22 protein-coding genes and 1 other annotated feature are annotated in these 24,654 nt (G+C 59.9%); of the genes, 10 read left to right on the plus strand and 12 right to left on the minus strand.

Annotated features, from left to right (window positions below; genetic code table 11):
* Positions 1-143: 143 nt before the first annotated feature.
* The 3 genes from hemB to AAIH70_RS02455 all read left to right on the plus strand — a co-directional run bounded on the left by hemB (position 144) and on the right by AAIH70_RS02455 (position 2,628).
* Positions 144-1,157, plus strand: a complete 1,014-nt coding sequence (gene hemB / locus AAIH70_RS02445) for a porphobilinogen synthase (protein WP_132273135.1) — start codon at positions 144-146, stop codon at positions 1,155-1,157.
* 114 nt (positions 1,158-1,271) lie between these two features.
* Positions 1,272-1,730, plus strand: coding sequence for an RDD family protein (locus AAIH70_RS02450; RefSeq protein ID WP_132273134.1), 459 nt, complete (start codon positions 1,272-1,274; stop codon positions 1,728-1,730).
* Positions 1,731-1,872: 142 nt separating this feature from the next.
* The gene (locus AAIH70_RS02455; RefSeq protein WP_132273133.1) at positions 1,873-2,628 is read left to right on the plus strand and encodes an arginyltransferase; all 756 of its coding nucleotides are present in this window, start codon (positions 1,873-1,875) and stop codon (positions 2,626-2,628) included.
* 333 nt (positions 2,629-2,961) lie between these two features.
* On the opposite strand, the gene parC is transcribed toward AAIH70_RS02455, so the two are convergent.
* Positions 2,962-5,220 (minus strand): DNA topoisomerase IV subunit A, encoded by a 2,259-nt coding sequence (gene parC / locus AAIH70_RS02460; RefSeq protein ID WP_132273132.1) that lies wholly within the window; start codon positions 5,218-5,220, stop codon positions 2,962-2,964.
* 207 nt (positions 5,221-5,427) lie between these two features.
* Between parC and AAIH70_RS02465 the strand changes: the two genes are divergently transcribed.
* Positions 5,428-6,618 carry a hypothetical protein gene (locus AAIH70_RS02465; RefSeq protein ID WP_132273131.1) on the plus strand — a complete coding sequence of 397 codons (1,191 nt, stop codon included), beginning with the start codon at positions 5,428-5,430 and terminating at the stop codon, positions 6,616-6,618.
* Positions 6,619-6,675: 57 nt separating this feature from the next.
* On the opposite strand, the gene AAIH70_RS02470 is transcribed toward AAIH70_RS02465, so the two are convergent.
* Positions 6,676-8,160, minus strand: a complete 1,485-nt coding sequence (locus AAIH70_RS02470) for a SulP family inorganic anion transporter (protein WP_430032980.1) — start codon at positions 8,158-8,160, stop codon at positions 6,676-6,678.
* Positions 8,161-8,246: 86 nt separating this feature from the next.
* Positions 8,247-8,304 (minus strand) — a sequence feature (sul1 is cis-regulatory element that is thought to sense ions involved in sulfur or methionine metabolism; They are found in Alphaproteobacteria).
* Positions 8,305-8,417: 113 nt separating this feature from the next.
* Here AAIH70_RS02470 and AAIH70_RS02475 point away from each other — a divergent pair.
* Positions 8,418-8,657, plus strand: coding sequence for an amino acid transporter (locus tag AAIH70_RS02475; RefSeq protein ID WP_132273129.1), 240 nt, complete (start codon positions 8,418-8,420; stop codon positions 8,655-8,657).
* A gap of 307 nt (positions 8,658-8,964) precedes the next feature.
* Here AAIH70_RS02475 and AAIH70_RS02480 read toward each other — a convergent pair whose 3' ends face one another.
* From AAIH70_RS02480 to AAIH70_RS02495, 4 genes are all read right to left on the minus strand, one after another.
* Positions 8,965-9,303, minus strand: a complete 339-nt coding sequence (locus tag AAIH70_RS02480) for a DUF1236 domain-containing protein (protein WP_132273128.1) — start codon at positions 9,301-9,303, stop codon at positions 8,965-8,967.
* 166 nt (positions 9,304-9,469) lie between these two features.
* Positions 9,470-11,533, minus strand: coding sequence for a methyl-accepting chemotaxis protein (locus tag AAIH70_RS02485; protein ID WP_132273715.1), 2,064 nt, complete (start codon positions 11,531-11,533; stop codon positions 9,470-9,472).
* A 226-nt stretch (positions 11,534-11,759) separates the two neighbouring features.
* The gene (aspS, locus tag AAIH70_RS02490; protein WP_132273127.1) at positions 11,760-13,550 is read right to left on the minus strand and encodes an aspartate--tRNA ligase; all 1,791 of its coding nucleotides are present in this window, start codon (positions 13,548-13,550) and stop codon (positions 11,760-11,762) included.
* Positions 13,551-13,764: 214 nt separating this feature from the next.
* Positions 13,765-14,664 carry a bestrophin family protein gene (locus tag AAIH70_RS02495; protein WP_132273126.1) on the minus strand — a complete coding sequence of 300 codons (900 nt, stop codon included), beginning with the start codon at positions 14,662-14,664 and terminating at the stop codon, positions 13,765-13,767.
* A 292-nt stretch (positions 14,665-14,956) separates the two neighbouring features.
* On the opposite strand from AAIH70_RS02495, the gene rnd reads away from it, so the two are divergent.
* Complete coding sequence (gene rnd / locus AAIH70_RS02500) at positions 14,957-16,102, plus strand: ribonuclease D (protein ID WP_132273125.1); 1,146 nt, start codon at positions 14,957-14,959, stop codon at positions 16,100-16,102.
* Positions 16,103-16,108: 6 nt separating this feature from the next.
* Here rnd and AAIH70_RS02505 read toward each other — a convergent pair whose 3' ends face one another.
* From AAIH70_RS02505 to AAIH70_RS02515, 3 genes are all read right to left on the minus strand, one after another.
* Complete coding sequence (locus AAIH70_RS02505) at positions 16,109-16,528, minus strand: type II toxin-antitoxin system VapC family toxin (protein WP_132273124.1); 420 nt, start codon at positions 16,526-16,528, stop codon at positions 16,109-16,111.
* Positions 16,525-16,788 carry a FitA-like ribbon-helix-helix domain-containing protein gene (locus tag AAIH70_RS02510; RefSeq protein ID WP_132273123.1) on the minus strand — a complete coding sequence of 88 codons (264 nt, stop codon included), beginning with the start codon at positions 16,786-16,788 and terminating at the stop codon, positions 16,525-16,527. Before AAIH70_RS02510 ends, AAIH70_RS02505 begins: the two co-directional genes overlap by 4 nt.
* A 93-nt stretch (positions 16,789-16,881) precedes the next feature.
* Complete coding sequence (locus AAIH70_RS02515; protein WP_132273122.1) at positions 16,882-17,289, minus strand: DUF2000 family protein; 408 nt, start codon at positions 17,287-17,289, stop codon at positions 16,882-16,884.
* Between AAIH70_RS02515 and AAIH70_RS02520 the strand changes: the two genes are divergently transcribed.
* The 4 genes from AAIH70_RS02520 to AAIH70_RS02535 all read left to right on the plus strand — a co-directional run bounded on the left by AAIH70_RS02520 (position 17,288) and on the right by AAIH70_RS02535 (position 21,550).
* Positions 17,288-18,181 (plus strand): AraC family transcriptional regulator, encoded by an 894-nt coding sequence (locus AAIH70_RS02520; protein WP_132273121.1) that lies wholly within the window; start codon positions 17,288-17,290, stop codon positions 18,179-18,181. The genes AAIH70_RS02515 and AAIH70_RS02520 overlap by 2 nt on opposite strands.
* Positions 18,182-18,338: 157 nt before the next feature.
* The gene (locus tag AAIH70_RS02525) at positions 18,339-19,694 is read left to right on the plus strand and encodes an esterase-like activity of phytase family protein (RefSeq protein WP_132273120.1); all 1,356 of its coding nucleotides are present in this window, start codon (positions 18,339-18,341) and stop codon (positions 19,692-19,694) included.
* Positions 19,695-19,841: 147 nt separating this feature from the next.
* Entirely contained in the window at positions 19,842-20,285 is a 444-nt protein-coding gene (locus AAIH70_RS02530; RefSeq protein WP_132273119.1) for an SRPBCC family protein, read from the plus strand.
* 257 nt (positions 20,286-20,542) lie between these two features.
* Positions 20,543-21,550 (plus strand): aldo/keto reductase, encoded by a 1,008-nt coding sequence (locus tag AAIH70_RS02535; protein WP_132273118.1) that lies wholly within the window; start codon positions 20,543-20,545, stop codon positions 21,548-21,550.
* Between the two features lie 73 nt (positions 21,551-21,623).
* On the opposite strand, the gene AAIH70_RS02540 is transcribed toward AAIH70_RS02535, so the two are convergent.
* The 3 genes from AAIH70_RS02540 to ppx form a co-directional block, all read right to left on the minus strand.
* Complete coding sequence (locus tag AAIH70_RS02540; RefSeq protein WP_132273117.1) at positions 21,624-22,121, minus strand: hypothetical protein; 498 nt, start codon at positions 22,119-22,121, stop codon at positions 21,624-21,626.
* 161 nt (positions 22,122-22,282) lie between these two features.
* A complete protein-coding gene (locus AAIH70_RS02545) occupies positions 22,283-23,017 on the minus strand; it encodes a glycoside hydrolase family 19 protein (protein ID WP_132273116.1) in 735 nt (244 codons plus the stop codon).
* 107 nt (positions 23,018-23,124) lie between these two features.
* Positions 23,125-24,645, minus strand: a complete 1,521-nt coding sequence (ppx, locus tag AAIH70_RS02550; RefSeq protein ID WP_132273115.1) for an exopolyphosphatase — start codon at positions 24,643-24,645, stop codon at positions 23,125-23,127.
* Positions 24,646-24,654: the final 9 nt, after the last annotated feature.

Here is a 24,654-nt window from a genome sequence, read left to right on the forward strand (position 1 = left end):
CCGCGGTTCCCGCGGATCGCCAGAGCCCTGCGATCGCTGCCTATGTCGTGAGTGCATACAAGATGCGGTGTCAGATCAATTCGCAAAACGCAGGTCGCATGATATGGGATCGGCAACATATCAAGAAGAGTAAGAGGCATATCATGTCCGACAAGACACATCTGGTGGACGAAATCACCGGACACCGCCGCATGCGGCGCAACCGCAAGGCCGACTGGACACGTCGGATGGTTCAGGAGAACCGCGTGACGGTGGACGACCTGATCTGGCCGATCTTCATCGTTCCGGGTACCAATATCGTCGATCCGATCAAGGCCATGCCCGGCGTCTTTCGCCTGAGCGTCGACAAGGCAGTGGAAGCGGTGAAAGAGGCAGCAGATCTCGGCATCCCCGCCGTTGCCCCCTTCCCCGATATCGAAATGGACCTGCGCGATGCGACCGGCTCCGGCATTCTCGACCCGAACAACCTGATCAACCGCTTTACCAGCGCGGTCAAAAAGTCGGTTCCCAATATCGGCGTGATCAGCGATGTGGCGCTCGACCCCTTTACCAGCCACGGCCATGACGGCATTTTGCGCGATGGCGTGATCCTCAACGACGAAACGGTCGATCAGGTGGTGAAGGCGGCGATCCTGCAGGCCGATGCCGGCTCCGACATCATCTCGCCGTCGGAAATGATGGACGGCCGTATCGGCGCCATCCGTCGCGGGCTGGATGCGGCAGGCCATCAGGATGTCGGCATCATGTCCTATGCGGCGAAATTCTCCTCCGGCTTTTATGGCCCCTATCGCGAGGCGATCAATACCGGTGGCCTGCTGAAGGGCGACAAGAATTCCTATTACGTCTCGCCCGCCAATGGCACCGAAGCACTGCGTGATGCGGCGCTGGATGTCGAGGAAGGCGCCGACATGCTGATGGTCAAGCCCGGCCTGCCCTATCTCGATATCTGTTGGCGCGTGAAGGAAGCGTTCGGGCTTCCGACCTATGCCTATCAGGTGTCCGGCGAATATTCGCAGATCAAGGCCGCTGCCATGCAGGGCTGGATCGAGGAGGAACGGGTGATGATGGAAACGCTTCTCTGTTTCAAGCGCGCCGGCTGCGATGGTATCCTGACCTATTTTGCCGTGGACGTGGCAAAAAAGCTCGCCAAGGGTTGAGCGCGCGCTCCCATATATACAAAGAGCCTCTGACCGGCGGACTTGTGCCGCCGGTTTTCTCCACCATATCTGTTATGGTAAAATCCCGTATCGGGAAAAGGAGAAGACAAGACCATGAGCCTCGATCCCAACACTGCCGTCGTCGCACCTGAAGACTGGCGCGCCTATAGCGGCGTGCTGATGCGGCGCTCATTCGCCTTCATCCTCGATTATCTGATCGTGCTGCTGTTGTGCATTCCAGCCGCCATCATCGTGTTTTTCCTCGGCGTGCTGACGCTGGGGCTCGGTTTCATGCTTTACCCTGCCCTGTTCGTCATCGTGGCGCTGCTTTATTTCGGCATGACGCTCGGCGGCCCGGCCCAGGCCTCCCCCGGCATGCGCGCCGCCGGCATCACCATGTTGCGGCTCGATGGCCGTCGCATGGATTTCATGACCGCCATGGTGCACACGGTGCTGTTCTGGCTGATCAACTCGTTCCTGACGCCGCTGATCCTGCTGGCCGGCCTGTTCACCGACCGCTCGCGGCTGGTGCATGACTTTCTGCTCGGCACGGTGATTGCACGCACAAGCTGAGCCTTAAACAGGCCTGAATTAAAACTTTTGATGACCTGTCATGCGGGCAGCACTGCCCGCATGTTGACGTTTTGCGAACTTAGGTCATGCTAATGGTATTCGTTGCAACGCACACTTGTCAGAACCAGGGCTTCGACCAGGGATGAACTCGCAGATTTCGCCATCACCGCAGTTCTATCTGACGGCTCCGGCAGCGTGTCCCTACCTTCCGGGTGAATTCGAGCGCAAGGTGTTTACCCACCTCGTCGGCCCACGCGCGGCCGAGATGAACGACCTTCTGACCCAGGGCGGTTTCCGCCGTTCGCAGAACATCGCCTACCGCCCGGCCTGCGAGGCCTGCCGCGCCTGTGTTTCGGTACGCATTCTCGTCGACCAGTTCGAGCCGAGCCGGACTATGCGCCGTGTGTTGTCCGCCAATAGCGATATCACCGCAGAGATTTATCCGGCCCAGCCCTCCACCGAACAGTTTTCGCTGTTCCGCACCTATCTCGACAGCCGCCATCAGCGCGGCGGCATGTCCGACATGTCGGCGCTCGATTATGCGATCATGGTGGAAGACACGCATGTGAACACCCGCGTGATCGAATACCGTCGGCGCGTGGAGGGTGCGGGCATCGGCGCCGCCAAGGGCGAGCTTGTCGGTGTGGCACTGACCGACATGATGAGCGACGGGCTTTCGATGGTCTATTCGTTCTTCAATCCAGAACTGGAAAAGCGTTCCTTCGGGACCTTCATGATCCTCGACCACATCAACCGCACCCGCACGCTCGGCCTGCCGCATGTCTATCTCGGCTATTGGGTGAAGGGCTCAGCGAAGATGGGCTACAAGACGCGGTATCAGCCACAGGAACACCTGACGGCACGAGGCTGGGAATTGTATTCGGAGGATGAGGGGTAAGCCCCCTCAAAATCGGTGAGGATTAACGCATCGTCATTCCCAAGGAGGCGATTGAGCCTTTTGGGTGGAAGGCCGATCAGCCGGCTCGAATTGCATGCGGAAGTATCATGGCGTTTTGACAAGGCTGGCGGATAGTTGATGCTGCTTGAGGCAGCGCCGGTGCAACACCATCTTCTCCCCATCGGGGAGAAGTGCCGGAGCGATAGCGAGGCGATGAGGGGGCTGCTCAGCCGGTCGCCTAACGATCCCCCTCATCCGACCCTTCGGGCCACCTTCTCCCCGATGGGGAGAAGACAGTGAGGAGAACGCGGAGGCCTCACATAACGGTGTCAATCACCCAGCAAACTTACCACTGCGCGGAAAGCCCTTTGGCACCGTACGACCGGCCGTGGCGCGGTCGGCCTGCCATTCGACAAGCTCGTCCTTCGTCTTGCTAAACTGCCGGCCGGCACTGTCTTCCCAGGTGAGGCCCGCCTCAATGGCAAAACATTTGACGTCGGAAATGCCGCCGTCCTTGTAGCGCTGCAGGCGCACGCCCTTGCCGCGGGTCATTTCCGGCAGCTGCGCCAGCGGGAAGACCAGCATCTTGCGGTTTTCGCCGACGACGGCGACGTGATCGCCCGAAACGGGGATGACCAGCTTTGTCTCGTCAGGCATGCCGACATTCATGATCTGCTTGCCCTTGCGGGTGTTGGCGATCATTTCGCTTTCGGCGACGACAAAACCGTTGCCGGCCGTCGATGCGAGAATGTGTTTGCGCGAGGAGTCGTAAACGAAGGCCGTCAGAACGTCCTGATCGTTTTCCATGTCGACCATGATGCGGATCGGCTCGCCATGGCCGCGACCGCCCGGCAGCTTGTCGGCGCCGAGCGTATAGACCTTGCCGCCGGTAGTGATCAAAAGCAGCTTGTCGGTGGTCTGCGCCGGGAAGGCCAGTTTCGGCCCGTCGCCTTCCTTGAAGGTCAGCGTCGACGTATCGGCGATATGGCCCTTGAGAGCGCGGATCCAGCCCTTCTGGGAGATGACGATGGTGACCGGTTCTTTTTCGATCATCGCCTGCTGGATGGCTTCAATATCGGCTTCTGGCGCGTCGGCAAACTGCGTCAGGCGGGCGAACGGCTTGCCCTTGCCCTTGGCAAAGTCCTTGCGGACCTTCTGGATCTCGGTCTCCACGACCTTCCACTGCTGTTCGTCGGAGCCAAGCAGCGCCTCGATGCCGGCCTTTTCCACGGTAAGCTCATCGAATTCCTTGCGGATTTCGAACTCTTCCAGCTTGCGCAAGGAGCGCAGACGCATGTTGAGGATGGCTTCAGCCTGGATGTCGGTGAGCCCGAAGCGGGCGATCATCACCTGTTTCGGCTCATCCTCCTCGCGGATGATGCGGATTACCTCGTCGATATTGAGGTAGGCGACCAGGAAACCGCCGAGCAGTTCCAGACGACGGTCGATCGCGGCCAGACGGAAGTTGGAGCGACGGATCAGGACGTCCTTGCGGTGCGCCAGCCATTCCGTCAGCACCTCGTTGAGCGCCATGACCCTGGGCACCTTGCCCATGGACAGCACGTTCATGTTGAGCGGGAACCGGTTTTCCAGATCCGTCAGCTTGAACAGCGATTCCATCAGAAGCGTCGCATCGACGGTGCGGTTTTTCGGCACCAGCACGACGCGGACGTCCTCGGCCGATTCGTCACGCACGTCTTCCAGAAGCGGAAGCTTGCGGGCGATCAGCAGTTCGGCGATCTTTTCGATCAGGCGCGATTTCTGCACCTGATAGGGGATTTCGGTGACGATGATCTGGTAGCCGCCACGGCCGAGATCTTCCATCTCCCACTTGGCGCGCACGCGAAAACCGCCGCGGCCGGTCTTGTAGGCCTCGATGATCGATTCACGGCTGTCGATGATGACGCCGCCGGTCGGCATGTCCGGACCGGGGATGAATTCGACCAGCTTTTCGACCGTCGCATCCGGATGTTTGATCAGGTGCAGCGCGGCGTCGCAAAGTTCGTGGGCGTTGTGCGGCGGAATGGAGGTTGCCATGCCGACGGCGATACCGGAGGAACCGTTGGCCAGCAGGTTCGGGAAGGCACCGGGCATGACGACCGGTTCGCTGTCTTCCTCGTTATAGGTCGGGCGGAAATCGACGCTGTCCTGATCGATGCCTTCCAGAAGCAGCGCCGCCACCTCGGTCATGCGCGCTTCGGTGTAACGATAGGCGGCAGCACCATCGCCGTCGATATTGCCGAAGTTGCCCTGGCCATCGACGATCGGGTAACGCTGCGAAAAATCCTGCGCGAGACGCACCAGCGCATCATAGACCGACTGGTCGCCATGCGGGTGGAACTTACCGATGACGTCACCGACGATACGGGCGCATTTCTTGAAGGCCGAATTTGGCCGGATGCCCATTTCGCTCATCGCGTGGATGATGCGGCGATGCACTGGTTTCAAGCCGTCGCGAACGTCCGGCAATGCGCGGTGCATGATGGTCGATAGCGCATAAGCGAGGTAGCGCTCTTCCAGCGCCGCCTTCAGATCGACCGGCAGAATGTGGTCGTCGCCATCTTCTGGCGGCGGTGTCAGACTTTTTCCCATGCCGCTTGACTAGCGGAAAGCCCGATTCCCGGCAACAAAGCCAGAGAATCAGACTGTGGAGAACCTTGGGCTTCGATCACCTAATATCCGACCCTGCCACAAAAACGTCCAGATAGACTTCACAGAGAGATATCGACGCTTTATTGGCGCGTTCCACAAATGCCATAGAATTTTCAGGCAGATACCTGCCTCTCGAGGAGATTATCCATGCGTTACACGACTTCGGCCAAGTTGTTTGCGGCCGGCACTGCCCTGTTTGCTTTTACCTCGCCGGCACTGGCGCTGGATGGCAATGATCTCGTCAACAAACTCAACGCCGCGCTCAACGCACAGAACGGAATGGGCATCGTTGCCGGATCGATCACCGTCGATGGATCGGACGTGACGCTCGCCGACAGCCGCTTCGAACTCGGCAACGGCCAGGGCAACCTGCCGCTGGGTACCATCGAGCTTGAAGGCGTCGAAGAAGATACCGGCGCCTATACGATCGAAACCGTCACCTTCGATGACATCGACATCACCAAGGAAAACTTCGTGGTGACGGCCTCGGACCTTTCCATTTCCAACATGCGCATCCCCGCCGACAACAAAGGCGATACGACCGATGCCGTGCTGTCCTACGAAGAAGCCGCCGCCGGCCCGTTCGAGGTCAAGATGGACGGCAAGAGCATTGTATCGGTCGGCTCTTCGAAGATGAGCACGGAAGTGGCCAGCGACAAGAAGTCGATGAAGTTCGATGTGCAGGTTGCCGATATCGAAGCTGATCTCAGCACGATCCAGGATCCGCAGGCTCGACAGACTGTTGCCGATCTCGGCATCACTGATATCGACGGCAACATGAGCATGACCGGCAGCTGGGACGTGGTTCCGGGCACGCTGGCGCTTGAGGAATACGCCTTCGACTTTGCCAATATCGGCCGCCTGAACATGGCCTTCAGCCTGTCAGGCTATACGCTCGATTTCATGCGCGCGGTGAACGAGACGGCGAAGAAGGTGGAAGCCAATGCCAATAACGAGCAGGCACAGCAGGCCGCAGGCCTTGCCATGCTGGGCCTGATCCAGCAGCTCAGCTTCAACAGCGCCGAAATCCGCTTCGATGATGCCGGTATCACCACCAAGGCGCTCGACGTTGCCGCCAAGCAGCAGGGCACGACCGGCGACCAGCTGGCGCAGATGATCAAGGCCATGGCGCCGATGATGCTGGCTCAATACAACATGCCGGAACTGCAGAAGGCTCTGACGGAGGCGCTCAACGCCTATCTCGACAAGCCGGGCAGCTTTACGATCAGTGCCAAGCCGGAAAAATCCGTTCCGGTTCCGACGATCATGGGTGCCGCCATGGCTGCACCGAACACGATCCCGCAGGTTCTCGGCGTCAAGGTGACCGCGAACGACTAAACTTCTGGCTCAAACCAGTTGGAGAAGCCCGGCAAGCGACTGTCGGGCTTTTGCGTTTCAGTGGGTGGGTGATCCGAGCGAGGCATGATCCTTGTCGTGCAGGGCAAAGCGATCGATCATGCCGGCACTCGCCTCGTTGGCACCGACGACCGCGACCGCGACGCCGCGATGGCGGAATTTGAGGACGACCTGATCAAGTGCGCCGACGGCAGAGATGTCCCAAAGATGGGCGCGGGTGACATCGATGACGACACGTTCGGGCGTTTCGGTGAAATCGAAGCCGCCGACAAGGGCCTGCGACGAGGCGAAGAAGATCTGGCCTTCGACGCGGTAGGTGCGCTGCCTGCCGTCCTCGGAAAGCTCGGAAGACACGCGGAACATGCGCGCCACCTTGCCGGCAAAAAACACGCCCGATAGCAGCACGCCGACGATGACGCCCTTCGACAGATCATGCGTGGCGAACACGGTGGCGACCGTGGCCAGCATGACGATGGACGATGTGCCGGGATTGCGTTTGAGATCGACGATCGATTTCCATGAAAACGTGTTGATCGACACCATGATCATCACCGCCACCAAGGCTGCGACCGGCACGACGCGCAGGATATCGTCGAGGACCAGCAGCAGGACGAGCAGGAAGGCGCCCGCCACGAAGGTGGAGAGACGGCCACGACCGCCCGACGAAACGTTGATGACCGACTGGCCGATCATGGCGCAGCCGCCCATTCCGCCGAACAGGGCGGAAACGATGTTGGCCGTGCCCTGTCCCAGGCATTCACGGCTCTTGCTGCTTGTCGTATCCGTCATGTCATCGACGATCTGCGCGGTCAGCAGCGACTCCAGCAGGCCGACGGCGGCGAGCGCCAGCGAATAGGGAAAGATGATTTTCAGTGTTTCGAAAGTGAGCGGCACCTGCGGCCAGGTGAAACCCGGCAATGCCGTCGGCATGGCACCGAGATCGGCGACGGTGCGGACCTCGATGCCGAAGGCAAGCGCGCCGATGGTGACGACAACAATGGCGACCAGCGGCGACGGCACGGCCTTGGTCACATAGGGAAAGAGATAGATGATGGCGAGGCCGATAGCGATCAGCGCGTAGGTGATGTGCGGCACATTGGTGAGCTGCGGCAGCTGCGCCATGAAGATCAGCACCGCCAGCGCATTGACGAAACCGGTCATCACCGATTTCGAGACGAAGCGCATCAAACGACCGAGCTTCAACAGGCCGGCAATGATCTGGAGGATGCCCATCAGGATGGTTGCGGCGAACAGGTACTGGATGCCGTGATCGCGCACCAGCGGCGCCATCAACACGGCGGTGGCGGCGGTGGCAGCCGAGATCATCGCCGGACGACCGCCGCAAATGGCGGTGACGCAGGCGATCAGCACCGAGGCGAAAAGGCCGACGGCGGGATCGACACCGGCGATGACCGAAAAGCCGACGGCTTCGGGGATCAACGCAAGCGCGACGACGACACCGGAGAGGATGTCGCCACGAATGTTGGAAAACCATTCACGGCGGTAGGCAGACAATGAAAACATGGGTTTGGATTTTTCGCAAAAGGGAGCGCATCCGCCGGGAAGAAATCCTGGTGTGACTACTGTCTTGGATAAGGCTGAATGCTTTGCGTTGTCCGGCGGATCGGCGGCCGGAAGAGCCACCCGGGAGTTTCACCCGAGTCCTTGTGGTGAGCGAGCTATAACGGTGAACCGGGCAAATGCCAAGTGCGGGATGTGGCCCTTGAGGCGGAAGGGTTTGCGGATAAGGTGTGGTGGGGATTTCGGAGGGGGATGGGGTGATGGATGAGGATGCGCAGCGGAAACTGGTGAATAACGAGCGGTTGAAGCTGCTTGCGACGTTTGTGAATGGGATAGGCGTTGCGACATTCGCGGTGGGTGGATTGGCACCGATGATTTCAGGCTTTTACGCGGAAGCCGGGATAACCGTTTCTGTCCTACTCACGAGCACAGTTTGTATTCTTGGCGCTTTCGCCTTACATTATGCGGCGAGCCGGTTTCTCAGGAGGTTGGTACCATGACGTTTTTGCAAATAGCTTCGATGCTACTGATGCCTGTTTCTGGCCTACTTTTCGCGGGAGTCGCGCTTTATATCGTCAACCGCAAATTCGGGCCTGGCTACAAGGACTGATCACCGCTTACGCAGGCCAAATGACCGATATCGACTTCTTGCTGCTTCCACTACCAACAGTTAGCAAAGCAATTTTCTGCCTTTTCGTCTTCTATTGGCTATACCGCAAATTCGGTTGAACGCCGAATTGCGGCAAGACGGCCGGAACCGCTGACGCGATCCCGGCCCTACTTTCAATTTAATCTGCTCTCAGCAAATTATTCCAGAACCTGGATGACCGTATGCGTCTGCGGATCAACGATCACGCGGCGTTCGTTGACGATCGTGTAGCCGTAATCGCTATAACCTTCGACAGGACGAACCTCGACGCTTTCCGGCAGAACGCGGCCGACGAGTACGTCACCTTCGTAAGGCACCGATTCAACCGGTTGCTGCTCCATCACATAGGTGCGGACTTCGCCGGGCAGGACACGGGTAGTCGACTGGGTGACGACAGGATCGGTCGGCTCCTGCTGGATGATCACGGTGCTCTGTGCATAGGCCGAAGCCGAAAGAGCGAGAAATGCTGCGGTAGCAGCCATGGTAAACTTGCGCATATTGCTTCTCCCTTGAGCGAATTGCTGCGGTAGAAACACCCTTGCGCCAATATGGTTCCGCTTTTCTGCCTGCCCCATTTGGACAGATATCAAGGCAAAGACGCCACAATACAAAAGAGCCGCCCGGTTTACTTGCGGGCGGCTCCGGTTATTTCATGCGCTGCTTTTATGCCGCGCGGCTGCCGCGAAACTCTCGGGCCTCGACTTCCGTCAGCTTGAACATGCCGACCAGATCGCGCAGGCGCTGGGCCTCGTTCATCAGCAGTGCGCTGGCCGCATTGTTTTCTTCCACCATCGCGGCGTTGTGCTGGGTATTCTGGTCGAGAAGATTGACGGCGGTATTGATCTCGCCAAGACCGACCGACTGTTCGCGGGCGGACAGCGCGATCGCTTCCACTTCGATATTGATGGCCTCGACACGACTGCCGATGCCGGTCAGGGCCTCGCCGGTCTCGCGAACCGAACTTACGCCGTCCTTCACTTCGACGCCCGACACGCGGATCAGTTCCTTGATCTCGCGCGCCGCATCGGCAGAACGACCGGCGAGTGCCCGTACTTCCTGCGCGACGACGGCGAAACCACGACCGGCCTCGCCTGCCCGTGCGGCCTCGACGCCGGCATTGAGTGCCAGAAGGTTGGTCTGGAACGCGATCTCGTCGATGACGCCGATAATGCCGGCAATGCGTGAGGACGACGCCTCGATGCGGCCCATGGCTTCCAGCGCTTCGGTGACGAGAACCCGTGTCTTGCCGGCCGAGACGTTGGCTTCACCGGCAATGCGATTGGCATCTTGCGAGCGCTTTGACGAATTTCGGACATTTGCGGTGATCTGTTCCAGCGCCGACGCTGTTTCTTCCAGCGAGGCGGCCTGCTGTTCGGTACGGCTGGAGAGATCGTTGGCGCTGCCGGCGATTTCGCGGCTGCCGCCGTCGATCGCATGGGCAGCATGGGCGATAGACGCCATGACTTCGCCGAGACGGGCGACGGTCTGGTTGAGATCACGACGCAGGTTTTCGAAATCCGGCGCAAAAGGTTCGGTCAGTTCGAAGGCGAGATCACCGGCGGCGAGGCGGCGCAGGCCTTCTGCCAGACCTTCGGTGGCCTGCATCAGGCGTGCACGCGCTTCGGCCTCGGCCTGTTGTTGCAGGCGAAGACGCTCGCCCTCGGCATTGGCGCGGGCGTCGGCCGCTTCTTCTTCCAGACGCCGGTTGGCGATCGCGGCTTCGCGAAAGGTGTCGAGTGCGCCGGCCATGGCGCCAAACTCGTTGCGACAGTTGAGCGAGGGGATCACCAGCGCGGTTTCGCCGCCGGCAAGCCTGCGCATGGCGGCCGTCATGGCAACGACCGGTCGGGTGATCGAACGGCCGATCAGCCAGACACCGAGGCCGAGAAGGATAACGGCAGCACCGATGAGGCCGGCGGCGATCATCAGATTGCGCGCGGCAACACGGGCATTTTCGGCAAGTGTCGCATCCCGCTTGGCTTCATAAGCAGAGCTGACAGCCTGAACCTGCGGTTCCAGCGCCTGATAGGCAGCCGATACACTCTTCTGGCTCTGCGCTTCCTTCAGGCTGGCCTCGGCATAGAACCGGAAGGCCGAGCGGTAGACTTCCAAAGCATCCATGACGCGACTGCGCTGCGCGCCGGGGCGAAAGGCTTCCTTGATCAGCGCCGTAAACGTTTCGGCCTCCGCCGCATGTTTTTCCAGATAGGATGGCGTGCCGCGCAGGATGAAATCCTTCTCATGACGACGCAGCATCAGCATGCTGGCACGGATGCGAGCATCCTCGACGGTTTCCAGACGCTGCTCGATGGAATGAACGGCGGAGCGCATGGCGCCTTCAAGGCCGCTATTCTGGTCGAGGCCGAGTTCTTGATTGTCCTTCACCAGCGTTGCAAAAGTCGCCTCATAGGCGGTCAGGCCGGTGTCCAGTTGGTCGAGCTGTCCGGCAAGCTCCCGACTTGCCGCCGAACGCAGGCCTCCGAGAAAGCCGCGAACATCAACCGTGGCGGCTGTAAACTTGTCGGCTGCGGCCATATCCTTGTGCAGCAGGAAATATTGCTCCCACAGCAAACTGTCGCGCACGCTGTCCGACATTTTTGCCACCTCGGCCTGACGCTGCGAAAGCGCCTCGGCAGCGGACCGGTAACCGGCTTCGATCTGGCGCTGGCCGAGAAAGATCGCGGCAATGGCGGTGATGCCGGCAAGGGCCAGAACGGCCAGAAGCATCACACGATGGGAAATCCGGAGATTGGAGAAAAAGGCCAAAGCTGACACCCCGTGCAATTGAATGTGCCAGTGTAGTGACAGTCAGGTTTTAATGAAGCTTCAAAACCGAGGTGAAATTACAATGACAGTTTTATGACAGTGGATAACGGGGATTGTCGATACACAAACGGCGACCCGAAGGCCGCCGTCGCAATACTTGATATTCCGTCGGATTTACTGACGAATGTCAGTCTTTCTTGACCGGCGGGATCGGACGGATCGCCAGTTCGCGCAGCTGGGCTGGCTGGGCTTCCGAAGGAGCACCCATGAGCAGATCCTGCGCCTGCTGGTTCATCGGGAACAGCGTGATTTCGCGCAGGTTCTTGGCACCGGTCAGAAGCATGACGACGCGGTCGACGCCGGCTGCCATGCCGCCGTGCGGAGGTGCGCCGTACTGGAAGGCGCGGTAGAGGCCGCCGAAGCGGTCTTCCACGTCCTGCTGAGACAAGCCGACCATTTCAAAAGCCTTGACCATGACTTCCGGCAGCTGGTTACGGATCGAGCCCGAGGCGATTTCGAAACCGTTGCAGACCATGTCGTACTGGTAGGCCTTGATCGTCAACGGATCCTGGTTTTCCAGTGCGTCGAGACCGCCCTGCGGCATCGAGAACGGGTTGTGGGCGAAGTCGATCTTCTTGTCTTCCTCGTTGTATTCGAAGAACGGGAAGTCGACGATCCAGCACAGCGCGAACTGGTCCTTGTTGGACAGACCCAGTTCGTCGGCAGCGCGGTTACGGGCTTCGCCTGCGAACTTGTAGAATTTTTCCGGTTCGCCGGCGACAAAGAAGCAGGCATCGCCCGCTTCGAGGCCAAGCTGGGTGCGGACGGCTTCGGTACGCTCTTCGCCGATGTTCTTGGCGAGCGGGCCGGAACCGGCGATCTTGCCGTCCTCTTCCTTCCAGAAGATATAGCCGAGACCCGGCTGACCCTGGCCCTGCGCCCAGGCGTTCATGCGGTCGCAGAATGCGCGGCTACCGCCGGTCTTGGCCGGGATCGCCCAGATTTCGACCTTCGGGTTGGACGCGATCATGCCGGCGAACACCTTGAAGCCGGAACCGGCGAAATGTTCGGTAACGGCTTCCATCTCGATCGGGTTACGCAGGTCCGGCTTGTCGGAACCGTATTTGCGGATCGCGACGTCATACGGGATGCGCGGGAATTCCTGGGTGACCGGCTTGCCGTCGGCGAACTCTTCAAAAATGCCGCGCATGACCGGTTCCATCGTCTCCCAGACTTCTTCCTGGGTGACGAAGCTCATTTCGAGGTCGAGCTGGTAGAATTCGCCCGGCAGGCGGTCGGCGCGCGGGTCTTCATCGCGGAAGCACGGCGCGATCTGGAAATAGCGGTCGAAACCGGCCACCATCATCAGTTGCTTGTACTGCTGCGGCGCCTGCGGCAGCGCGAAGAACTTGCCGGGATGAATACGCGACGGGACGAGGAAGTCGCGCGCGCCTTCCGGCGAGGAAGCGGTCAGGATCGGCGTCGAATATTCGGTGAAGCCACCGGCCGTCATTTCGCGGCGCATGGCGGCGATGATCTGGGTGCGCTTGACGATGTTCTTGTGCAGCGTTTCGCGGCGCAGATCGAGGAAGCGGTACTTCAGGCGCACGTCTTCCGGATATTCCGGCTCGCCGAACACCGGCAGCGGAAGTTCCTTGGCAGCCGAGAGAACCTCGATTTCCTTGGCGTAAAGTTCGATTTCGCCGGTCGCCATGGTCTTGTTGACGGTGTCTTCCGAACGCGCCTTGACCACGCCATCGATGCGGATGACCCATTCGCCACGGACGATTTCGGCAGACTTGAAGGCCGGGCTATCCGGGTCACAGACGACCTGGGTCATGCCGTAATGGTCGCGCAGGTCGACGAACAGCACGCCGCCATGGTCGCGGACACGATGAACCCAGCCGGAAATGCGGACATTGGAGCCGACATCCGACTTGCGGAGGGCTGCGCAGGTATGGCTACGGTAACGATGCATGTCTTTTATCCTGGACTGATGCTTTTAACGGCCTTTTCAGGGCGCACGAAGCAGCCCGGCCGAAATCATGGAAAATCGGCGCGAAAAGCGCATGGGCAGTCCGATTTGTCAAGGGTTGCGGCCGCAGGGCGGTGCCGTAACGCAGCGGTTGTTGCCGCCGCTACGATCGACCGGGCAGGAACGATAGGCCCTCACCCGGCCGGTATTTGCAATTCTACCAGAGAACGTGCTCGACCGGCTGCACCGGTTTTGACGCCCCTGTCCTGCCCAGCAACTGCTCCAGATCGATCTGGATGGTACGCGTAATCGAGGTCAGCGGCACGTCGTGGGCGCGGTTGGCAAACGGGTTCTGCAGGTCGGCGCCAATGCGGTCCATGGCCAGCAGCATGAAACCGACGGCGGTGGAGGCGAGCGGCGTGAAGATGGTGAGGCTGTCGACCAGACCGATCGGCAGAAGGATGCAGAAGAAATGCACGAACAGCGTCGGGTAATAGCCGTATTCGCGCGGCAGCGGCGTGTTCTTGATCCGCTCCATGCCACCTTGGGCATTGCTCATGTCGACCAGAATACGCTCGATCTGGACACGACGGAAGCTGTCGATCCAGCCGTTCTTTTCCGCTTCCGCCAGCATGGCGCCTGTGCCGTTGAGAATGGCATTGGGGATGTTGGAAAAATTCTGCAATTTTTCGCATTCGTCATCTGGTAGAAAATCGGCGATTTCTTCGCCGACAGGCTGTCCGCGCAAATGACAGCGCAGCGCCTGGACATAAGCAATCTGACGCAGGACAAGATCGTGACGCAAGCGCTGGCTTTCCGGCCTGTCGTCGATCAGATGCATGACCTCACGGCCATAGGAGCGTGAGGCATTGACCATGGCGCCCCAGAGCGTGCGCCCTTCCCACCAACGGTTATAGGCATTGTTGTTGCGAAAGCCGAGAAACAGGGCGAGTGCCGAACCCAGAAGGCTCATGGGCAGGACCGGCAGGTTGAGCCACGGATGCGGCAGATAGACATAAGCCAGCGTGACGGCGATATCCCATACGAACAGCAGCGCAAGCGGCCAGCCGATGTAACCGAGCATACGATGCAGACGGGCGGATTGGGGCAAGACCATGAAACGCTTCCTCATTCACCGACATTACATTCGAATGTTCGAACATAGTGTGCAATGCAGCAAGAACGAGGTGCGATGCAATATTCCGATTAAATTCGGTGTTATATGCAGAGTGCGCTTACCGCGTTCATCCAGGCACAGATGACCGTCGAAACCGCAGGTTTCGTCTGTTTATAGTGAGTTCGTGACGCCTTATGGCAGTTTCACATCACATCGGCACCGCTTGTGGTTGACATAAGCGGTTGAAAGGGAAAGGAAGGTTGATCCTTTATTTCCCCGCCTGACGAAGACCATGATCGAAACCACTGCTGCCCTTGAAGAAGCCTGCATCCAGCTGGCAAAGTCGGAATTCATCACCATCGACACGGAGTTCCTGCGGGAAACGACGTTCTGGCCGGAACTGTGCCTCATCCAGATGGCAAGCCCGGATCTGGAGGTGATCGTCGATCCGCTGGCCAAGGGCATCGACCTGAAACCGTTCTTCGTGCTGATGGCCGACACCTCGGTGGTGAAGGTGTTTCATGCCGCGCGTCAGGATATCGAGATCATCCACCATCTCGGCAATCTCATTCCGCAGCCGATCTTCGATACGCAGGTGGCCGCCATGGTTTGCGGTTTCGGCGACAGCATTTCCTATGACCAGCTGGTCAACCGCATCAAGGGCGTGCAGATCGACAAGTCGTCGCGCTTCACCGACTGGAGCCGCCGTCCGCTGACCGAAAAGCAGCTGGATTATGCCGCTGCCGACGTCACACATTTGCGCGATGTCTACCTGTCGCTGAAAGAGCAGCTGGAACGTGAAGGCCGCGCGCTTTGGGTGAGCGAGGAAATGGCGGTGCTGGAAAGCGCCTCCACCTATGACATGCATCCGGACGATGCCTGGCTGCGCCTGAAATCGCGCCTGCGCAAGCCGACGGAACTGGCCATCCTGAAATTCGTGGCCGCCTGGCGTGAACGCGAAGCCCGCAGCCGCAATGTGCCGCGCTCGCGCGTTCTGAAGGATGACGGTATTTTCGAAGTTGCCCAGCAGCAGCCGAAAGACACCGAGGCGCTCGGCCGTCTGCGCACCATTCCAAAAGGCTGGGAGCGCTCTTCTTCGGGTGCGGCGATCATCGAAGCCGTCAATGCAGCCCTTGCACTGCCCAAGACCGACATGCCGCATGCGCCCAAACACGTGCATGTGCCGGAAGGCACTGCCGCTGCCGTGGAGCTGCTCAAGGTTCTCCTGAAACTGGTATCCGACCGTCAGGGCGTGGCCGCAAAGATCATCGCCAATAGCGACGATCTCGAAAAGATCGCGGCCGAGGGCGAGAATGCCGAAGTCGGCGCGCTTTCAGGCTGGCGTCGCGATCTGTTCGGCGATGTGGCGCTGAAACTGATCAATGGCGGCGTGGCCCTGCGCTTCGTCAACAAGAAGGTCGAGGCGGTCGAGCTTTAAGGCCGCCTAAATAACCCATGGATTGATGACCGATACACCCGCCGCCACGAACGGTGCGGTGTCGCGCGTAGCGACGGTGAAGTGGTGTGCCTGCGCGATTGCGGCGATCTGGCCGTCGGCGATGTGAACGGTTTTTCCGTGAACGCTCGCATATGCGACTATTCGGCCATAAATTCGCGCCGCGCGCTCGTCGAAAGAAAGGATGCGCCCGGCAAGATACCGCTGCAAAATCTGCTGCATCCCTTGCCGGAGAGCGCTCTTCCGGTGCCCTTCGGGAAGTCGTTCGATACCAAACATGATTTCGCCGAGGCTAATGGCCGTGGCATAGAGCGATCGCCTTTGCTGACGGTCGATCCATGCCTGAACCTGATGATGCGCATCGGTCTTGGCGACTTCTGAGATCACATTGGTATCGAGAATGATCATTCAAACGATGGACCTCTCGCCGGAGTTTGATCGCGCGAAAAATCAATATCCGCCAATTCCGGAAATTTTTCGCCCAACCGCCGGAGAGCGGTGCCAAGGCCAACCTCAGGCTCGTCATCCTCGGCCTCAGCCGTTTTACCGAGTATCTCCTGCAAGATCCGCTGAGCCTCCTCCTCCACCGTCGTACCGTTGTCGACCGCGCGCGCCTCGAGCTCGCGCGTGGCTTCTTCAGACAGATTTCTGATCGTGATGGCATTCATTGTCACACCTCCGATCCGTGAATGGCCGAGACGTAAATCATAAGCCCCGGCCAAAATCTTTGCAATCCAAGGCTTTTGAGGGGGATTACTGCCCTATGGGTGCATCCTGGCACCCTTGGTGATCTTGTCGACCACCTTCTTGTCCGCCCTCAGCGCGATACCGACCAGCTTTGCGCCCTCGGGGCCGAACTGTGCAAACACTTCGCGGTTGGCGGCATCGTGGCCGGTCGAGAACATTTCCTCGATATAGGCGGACGTCGTCACCTCATGGTCGAGCGCACGCTTGTGGATGCTGCGCAAAGTCTCCTGATCGGTGGCAAGCACCACCACCGGCTGGATGCTCATCGGATTGTAGACATGGCCGGCAGCATCCCGGTATGGTTCGCCGATGATCGCCGGCGACTGGGCGACGATGCCGCTTGTCAGAAAGGCGGTGACGTTGAGCTTCTGCCAGGTGGCGAGGTCATCGCGGATAACGATCGCGATCTTGGTGTCGAACATGCGGGAAAACTCCGTTCAGGGTATCGAAAGAACCGAACACCTAGCGCCGGTCGCTGCAGGTGGTCTTGAACGTTCGTGCAAGCCCCGTTTTGCCGACGGCCTGCGGATCGCCATGCCGTCGCGCGGTGTCGAGCGCATCGAGGCGCGCTTTCACGGCAACGGCTTTTCGCCGCACCGGCACGACACCTATGCCCTCGGCCTCACCCTGCATGGAGTGCAGACCTTTCGCTATCGCGGCGTCGAGCGGTTCAGCAATCCCGGCAATGTCATCGTGCTGCATCCCGACGAGCTCCATGACGGTGCGGCCGGCACCGAGGACGGGCTGATCTACCGGATGATCTATCTGCCGCCGGAGCTGATCGGCGCCGTCGATGGCCATCGAACCGCCCTGCCCTTCGTCGCCGATCCCATCGTGGCGGATGCGGGCCTCTGGCAGGCGCTGGCCGACATTCTCGCCGATCTGGACGAGGAACCCGGCGATCTCGCCATGGACGATGTGGTGATGCGGGTGGCCGCCGGCCTTTGCCGACAGGCGGGAGCGCCGCGCAAGGTGATCAAAACGTCGGCGCAATCAGCAGTGCTGCGCGCCCGCAATTTCATCGAAAGCCAGTGCGGCGAGCTGGTGCGCTCCGAGACGCTGGAGGCGGAAACCGGGCTCGACCGCTACGAACTGGCGCGACAATTCCGCCGGCTGCTCGGCACCAGTCCGCACCGCTATCTCATCATGCGGCGGCTGGAACGGGCGAAACGAGCGATGGCAGCGGGTGACGGACTGGCGAGTGCGGCAGCCGATGCCGGCTTTGCCGATCAGGCGCATTTCACCCGCCATTTCCGCAAAACGTTCGGCATGACGCCGGGACGCTGGCTGGCATTACGCAATGATGCGCCGTAACGGCCGCATTCAATCAATATCTGCGCAAGCCCTTTAAAAGTTTTCGAAAATCCTGCCATCAAACCTTCATCGAACTGTCAGATGACGATCACTTGCGCGTCATGTGCGATGCGTAATCCGATCCTGTGTCCGAGACTTAACCCCCACAGGTGATCCCATGACCCGACTTCTTCTCAGCACAGTCGCGCTTGCAGCGCTGTTTGCCGGAACCGCTTTTGCAGACGACAAGGAATTTCCGGCAAAGCTCGCCGGCCAGGCCATCCTGCCCGCCAACACGGTGACGGCGGCTCCTTCGGATGCACCCGAATTTCTGAAGACCTCCGGCAAATTTACGGCGCCGGGCAAGCGTACGGAAAAACTCGGCACCGTTGATGGCAAGGACGGCGCCCGCGTAACAGACGTCAAGCTGCCATTCGATGGCCAGCCGATCCAGGGTTTTTCGGGCATCAAGACGATGGCTGACGGCACGTTCTGGACGCTGTCGGATAACGGCTTTGGCTCCAAGGCGAATTCGTCGGACGCCATGCTGTTCCTGCATCAGGTGAAATTCGACTGGGCGACCAACAAGGTCGAAGTGGTCAAGAATATCTTTCTGTCCGACCCGAACCGCATCGCCCCCTTCCCGATCGTCATGGAAGGTTCCGACAAGCGTTACCTGACGGGTGCCGACTTCGACATCGAATCGATACAGCCGGTGGCTGACGGGTTTTGGCTCGGCGAAGAATTCGGTCCTTACCTGATCAAGGTCGATGCGCTCGGCCAGCTGACCGATGTCGTGCCGACCATGGTGGACGGCAAGCCGGTCAAGTCTCCCGACAACCCGACGCTCGCCATGCCGGCCAACCCGACTGCAAAGATGCCGGTGTTCAATTTGAAGCGCTCCGGCGGTTATGAAGGCATGGCCATGTCGAAAGATGGCGCCAAGCTTTACGGTCTGCTGGAAGGCCCGCTGTTCCTCGAAGACGGCAAGGTGGAGCAGGCCGATGGCCGCACCGCATTGCGCGTCATCGAATTCGATATCGCTTCGAAAAACTGGACGGGCCGCTCCTGGCTTTATCCGCTGGCCGAAAAGGGCGTGGCGATCGGCGATTTCAACATGATCGACGACACGACCGCCCTCGTCATCGAGCGCGACAACGGCGCCGGCATCAAGGACAAGGTCTGCGCCGATCCGAAACAGCCGAAGCCGGATTGTTTCGATGCCCCGGCCGAGCTGAAGCGCGTCTACAAGATCGAGATGAGCGACGCCAATGTCGGCAAAGCGGTGCGCAAAATCGGTTATATCGACCTGATGAATATCAAGGATCCGGACAACAAGAAAAAGGCCGGCTCCAGGGATGGCGTCTATGACATGCCGTTCGTGACGATCGAGAATGTCGACGTGGTCGATGCCACCCATATCGTCATCGGCAATGACAACAACCTGCCCTTCTCCGCCGGTCGGGCTGTCGACAAGGCAGACAACAACGAATTCAGCCTGCTGGAAGTCGGCGAGTTTTTGTCGGCGAAGTAAGTCGAAGACATCGTGACCTGGAACGCCCGGTGAAAGCCGGGCGTTTCTGTTTGCGGCCCAGAAAATAATTCGTGCGGCATTGTCGGGCCGGCGGTTTATCCTTCGTCCTTGGGCGGAAGCAATGGTTCAACACAGGAGGATCAGACCATGCCAAGCACGATCAAGCTGCACCACGTTCTCGCCGCCAAGCCGGAAAAGGTTTACCGCGCCTTTGTCGAGGCAGACGCACTGACCAAATGGTTTCCACCCAACGGCTTTACCTGCACCGTGCATCATCTGGATGCCAAGGTCGGCGGCACGTTTCGCATGTCGTTCCGCAATTTTACCACGGGTGAAATCCATGCCTTCGGCGGCGAGTTCCTTGAACTCGTACCCGGTGAGCGGTTGCGCTACACCGACAGCTTTGAAGACCCCAACATGCCGGGCGTGATGGAGGTGACGGTGACGCTGAAAGACGTGTCCTGCGGAACGGAAATGCATATCACCCAGGCCGGCGTGCCGGACTTCATTCCCGCCGAATCCTGCTATCTCGGATGGCAGGAATGCCTGGCGAACCTGCATCGGCTGGTGGAGCCCAATATCGAGCAATAGGCCACAGCCTGCGCCTCCGGGATACTTCTGAAAAGCGGCCTGTGTCTGCAATATCTGCAAACGCAGGCACCCAGCCTCGGGCCACATACCGGAGCGATTTTTCCTCAATGGCACTGAGGTCGATGTGGACGTGGTTGACGCCCTTGACCAGCTACCCCACTTCTAAAAGCTCAGGTTCAGAGATCAACAGTTTGGACGGGCGGGCCACTTACGCGGCCACTCCCAAAAAACTCCGCTGAAAAAGAGGAAAGAACATCATGGCCCTCAAGGATATTCTGCCAAGCCGTATCGGCTTCGGCTCGGCACCGCTCGGCAACATGTTCCGCGACATTCCCGACGACGAGGCGCTGGCCACTGTCGAAGCCGCCTGGAACGATGGCATCCGCTATTACGACAACGCCCCCTTTTATGGTGCAGGCCTTGCCGAAATCCGCATGGGTGAAGCGCTCTCCGGCAAGCCGCGCGACCAGTATGTGATTTCCACCAAGGTCGGACGCGTGATCCTCGACGAGATCGAGGATGTCAGCGCCCGCGATCAGGGCGAAAAGGGTGGCGTGTTCAGCCACGGCCTGCCCAACAAGGTGGTCAACGACTACAGCCACGACGCGACGCTGCGCTCCATCGAGGACAGTTTGAAGCGTCTGAAGACCGATCATATCGAGATCGCCTTCGTGCACGATCTGGCACAGGACTTCTGGGGCGATCGCTGGCTCGAAAAATTCGAGGAAGCCCGCAACGGTGCCTTCAAGGCGCTGGACCGGCTGCGCGACGAAGGGGTGATCAAGGCCTGGGGTCTTGGCGTCAACCGCGTCGAGCCGATCGAACTGGTGCTGGAACTGGACGAACCGAAACCGGACGCCTTTCTGCTGGCCGGCCGTTACACGCTGCTCGACCATGACAAGGCGTTGCAGCGGGTGATGCCGATCGTCGCCGAGCGTGGCCTCGGCGTCGTGGTTGGTGGGCCTTACAGTTCGGGTGCGCTCGTCGGCGGGCCGAATTTCGAATATGCACCGATCAAGCCGGAGATGAAGGCAAAGATCGCCAGCATCAAGGCGATCGCCGACCGTCACGGCGTCAGCATGAAGGCGGCGGGGCTGCAGTTTTCGCTGGCCACCCCGGCGGTCGCGGCCGTCATTCCGGGAGCAAGCCAGCCCTCGCGCATTGCCGAGGACAGTGCCGCCTTCAACGAAAAGGTCCCGGCCGATTTCTGGCAGGAATTGCGCGCCGAAGGTCTGGTCAATCCGCAGGCGCCGCTGCCGGCCTGACATGCGGCGGGCATCCGGGCCGCATCTCGGAAGCGTGGCCCGGACAGATGCCGATAAATCATCGGCGTTGTGCTCAGATCGCGGTCGGCTGGAACATGTAACCGCGTTCGGCATCCGTGTCGAAACGCCCCAGATTTCGCACGCATTGTGGAGCCTCACCCGAAACACCGGCCGATATGACCAAGCCACCGGGTCCGGCTTGCGAAACGGAGACGGTCTTAACCGGCATGATATTGCCGGCGAGGTTGAGCCGATAATGCCCGAAACGGTCGCTCAGGCGCAGATCACCATCACCGAGCTCACAGACATCGATGCGTGACGCACCGCCGGTGTCGGTGGAAAGCTCGCTGACACGCTTGCTGCCATCCGCCATGACGACAGTCAGGACACGACGATATTCGGCAAGATAGGGATGGATGACATATCGTTCGAGCGTGATGGAAAGCGCGCCGACCTTAGCCTCGGTCCTGTCCGCCAGCGGGTAATCGCCGCGACTGATACGCCAGCCATCATAGAGAACAGAACCGGCAATCAGCAGGATCGGAATCGCGGCGACAGACAGCAGGGACACAAGCAGTATTCTTTTCGCGCCAAACCTCATCGACCTGTCCAATCCCCGTCTCAATGCCATCATCCCCTTGCCGATCGGCGCCATGCCGGGGTCGCCTATCCAACCCATGTCAGAAGCGATGCGGCAAACATGCGGCGTCACACCCTGCAGGTCAATCCGCGTCAGACGGAACGACGCTGGCCTGCCAATGTCCTTGGCAAAGGCGCAGCAAAGCGGATAGGCTCCAGAACGGGCATCAGCGCTGCGACGTTGTTCAGGCGGCTCAGCATCGGATCATGGCCCGTCATGCGCGTCACGTGATCGGAAATGCTGACGCGGTGACCTTTCCATTTTTCCACGAAACCATGGAAATTGCCGGCATCCGCCTGCGGGGTAAGCCCCCTCCAGTTCCAGAAAGCGGCAAGAATGGCGGGCTGGAAACGCGGCTCAGCCGCCAGTTCCGGCCGGTTGACGAGATCGAGGCCGCAACGCTGGCCCACTTCCCAATATTCATCACGACCGATAATCTGCGGCCCGCCGCGTCCGATGAAACGCGAGCCGTCGTTCGTACCGCGACCATTGCCCATGCAGTCGCCGTAAATGTCGTCGATCGCCTTTTTCTGCCAGCCGTATCCCATCCCGTAAGCCTTGCGGACGGCAGCGGCATCGGGGAAACGACCAGGCCAAGATCTGGCCACGCCGTCTGCTGAATAATAGATATCTTCGGTGAGGTTTTTCAGGCTGAAGCCATCGCACTCATGCTTGACGTTGGCCAAGGCATAGGCAAGCCGCGTGCGGCTCAATGTTATGCCGGCGGCAGCCAGCAGCGGCGCTCCGTCGAGAAAGGCTTGAATGATCGCATTCGGGGCTCGCGGGAAAATCGCGCGCCAGTCTGCCCCCCGCAGCACCAGCACCATTTCAGTTGGATCCTTGCAAAAACAAATGTGACATTATCACATATTGTCATTGCGCGCGAGTTTAATCGCTTAACCCCTGCCCCCTGCGAAGAGGGCAGAGCCATGTTCTATTCGTAGCGGAAAGCCAGACGCTTGCCGGTCAGTTTGGCAAGCTGTTGCAGGCGACCGTCCAGCCGCTCACCGGCAAAGTTGCGGTAAGCGTGCGGCACCACGAATTCGAGGTCGATATCCGACCTGTCGGAGGGGCGGAAGCTGAGATGATTGACAAGGCCCGGCATGGAGGCCGAGAACAGGTAGACCACCCGAAGCAGGCCGCCCAGCAGCTTTGCCAGTTCCAGCAGGCGTGGCGTGCCGATCGCCGCCAGCGCGCCGGTGGCACCGTTGTCGCTCAGGCCTTCGAAACGGTAATAGTTGGCAAGCGCGATATAGGCGCGGCCGGCATGGGTGATGCCGGTGAAGGACGAATGCGCGATGATGTTGAGCGCCTGCAGGCCGCGGTAATCCGGATGCGCACGCCAGCTGATATCTGCCAGCAGGCAGGCGGCGCGGCGGTAACGGCTCTCCTCGTCGCTTTCATCAATGCCGAACACCGGCACCATGCGGCCGGTCCATTCGGCAAGCTCACGCGCGTGTTCGGGCGAACGGGCACGCAGGATGGCAAGCTGGTCGGCTGCGACGAGCAGAGGATCGGATGCCTGCTCTTCCGGCGACAGTTTTGAATAGAGATACCCTTCGCGCACCCCTTGGGCAGACACGATGATGCTCGAGGGCTTCATGATATCGAGCACTTCCTGCATGGCGACGGCGCCAAAGGGCAGAAGAGCGCGACGATTTTTGGAAACCGACTGCCATGCCGGGCTCTTTGCGGCACTGCCGTCGACGATTTCCTTCAGGAAGGCCTGCATTTCGGCCAGCGATAGTTCGTAGCCCTGCATCATGTGCAGCGGATAACCGCGCATTTCCATGTGCAGTTTGGCGACGTTGCGCCATGTACCGCCGACCGCATAGAAGGTGCGCCCCTCGCCCTTCGCCAGAAGCTTTGCCGACTTGACCTGGCTGCGTGCGAAGGCGCGTGCCTTGGCGATCGAACCGCCGGAATATTCCGACAGGCGCAGGCCGCCGAGCGGCAGGGTGATGCCCTTGCCGAGTTCGTGGTCGTGGATATCGATCAGTTCCAGCGAGCCGCCACCGAGATCGCCGGCAATGCCGTCGGCATGGTGGAAACCGCTGGTAACGCCGAGCGCCGAATAATAGGCCTCTTCCTCGCCGGACAGGACCTGCGGCTTCTGGCCGAGGATCTCCTCGACATTGCGGATGAATTCAGGCCCGTTGGAGGCTTCGCGGGCAGCGGCGGTGGCAAGGACGTAAATCTCCTTTGCCCCGGCCTGCACCGACAGCGCCTTGAAGCGGCGCAGTGCGGCAAGCGCGCGATCGACCGCTTCGCTATCCATGCGGCCACTCGAACCCAGCCCCTTGCCGAGGCCACACAGCACCTTTTCGTTGAAAAGGGTGGTTGGGGCGCGGGAAAGGCCTTCGTAAATGACGACGCGAACGGAATTCGAGCCGATGTCGATAACGGAAACAGGAGCGCTACCTTGAACGCGCCCCTGAGCTTCTGTTCGTACCATGCGAGCCTA

Origin of the sequence: Neorhizobium sp. BT27B (assembly GCF_050455485.1) — a bacterium.
GTDB lineage: Bacteria > Pseudomonadota > Alphaproteobacteria > Rhizobiales > Rhizobiaceae > Neorhizobium.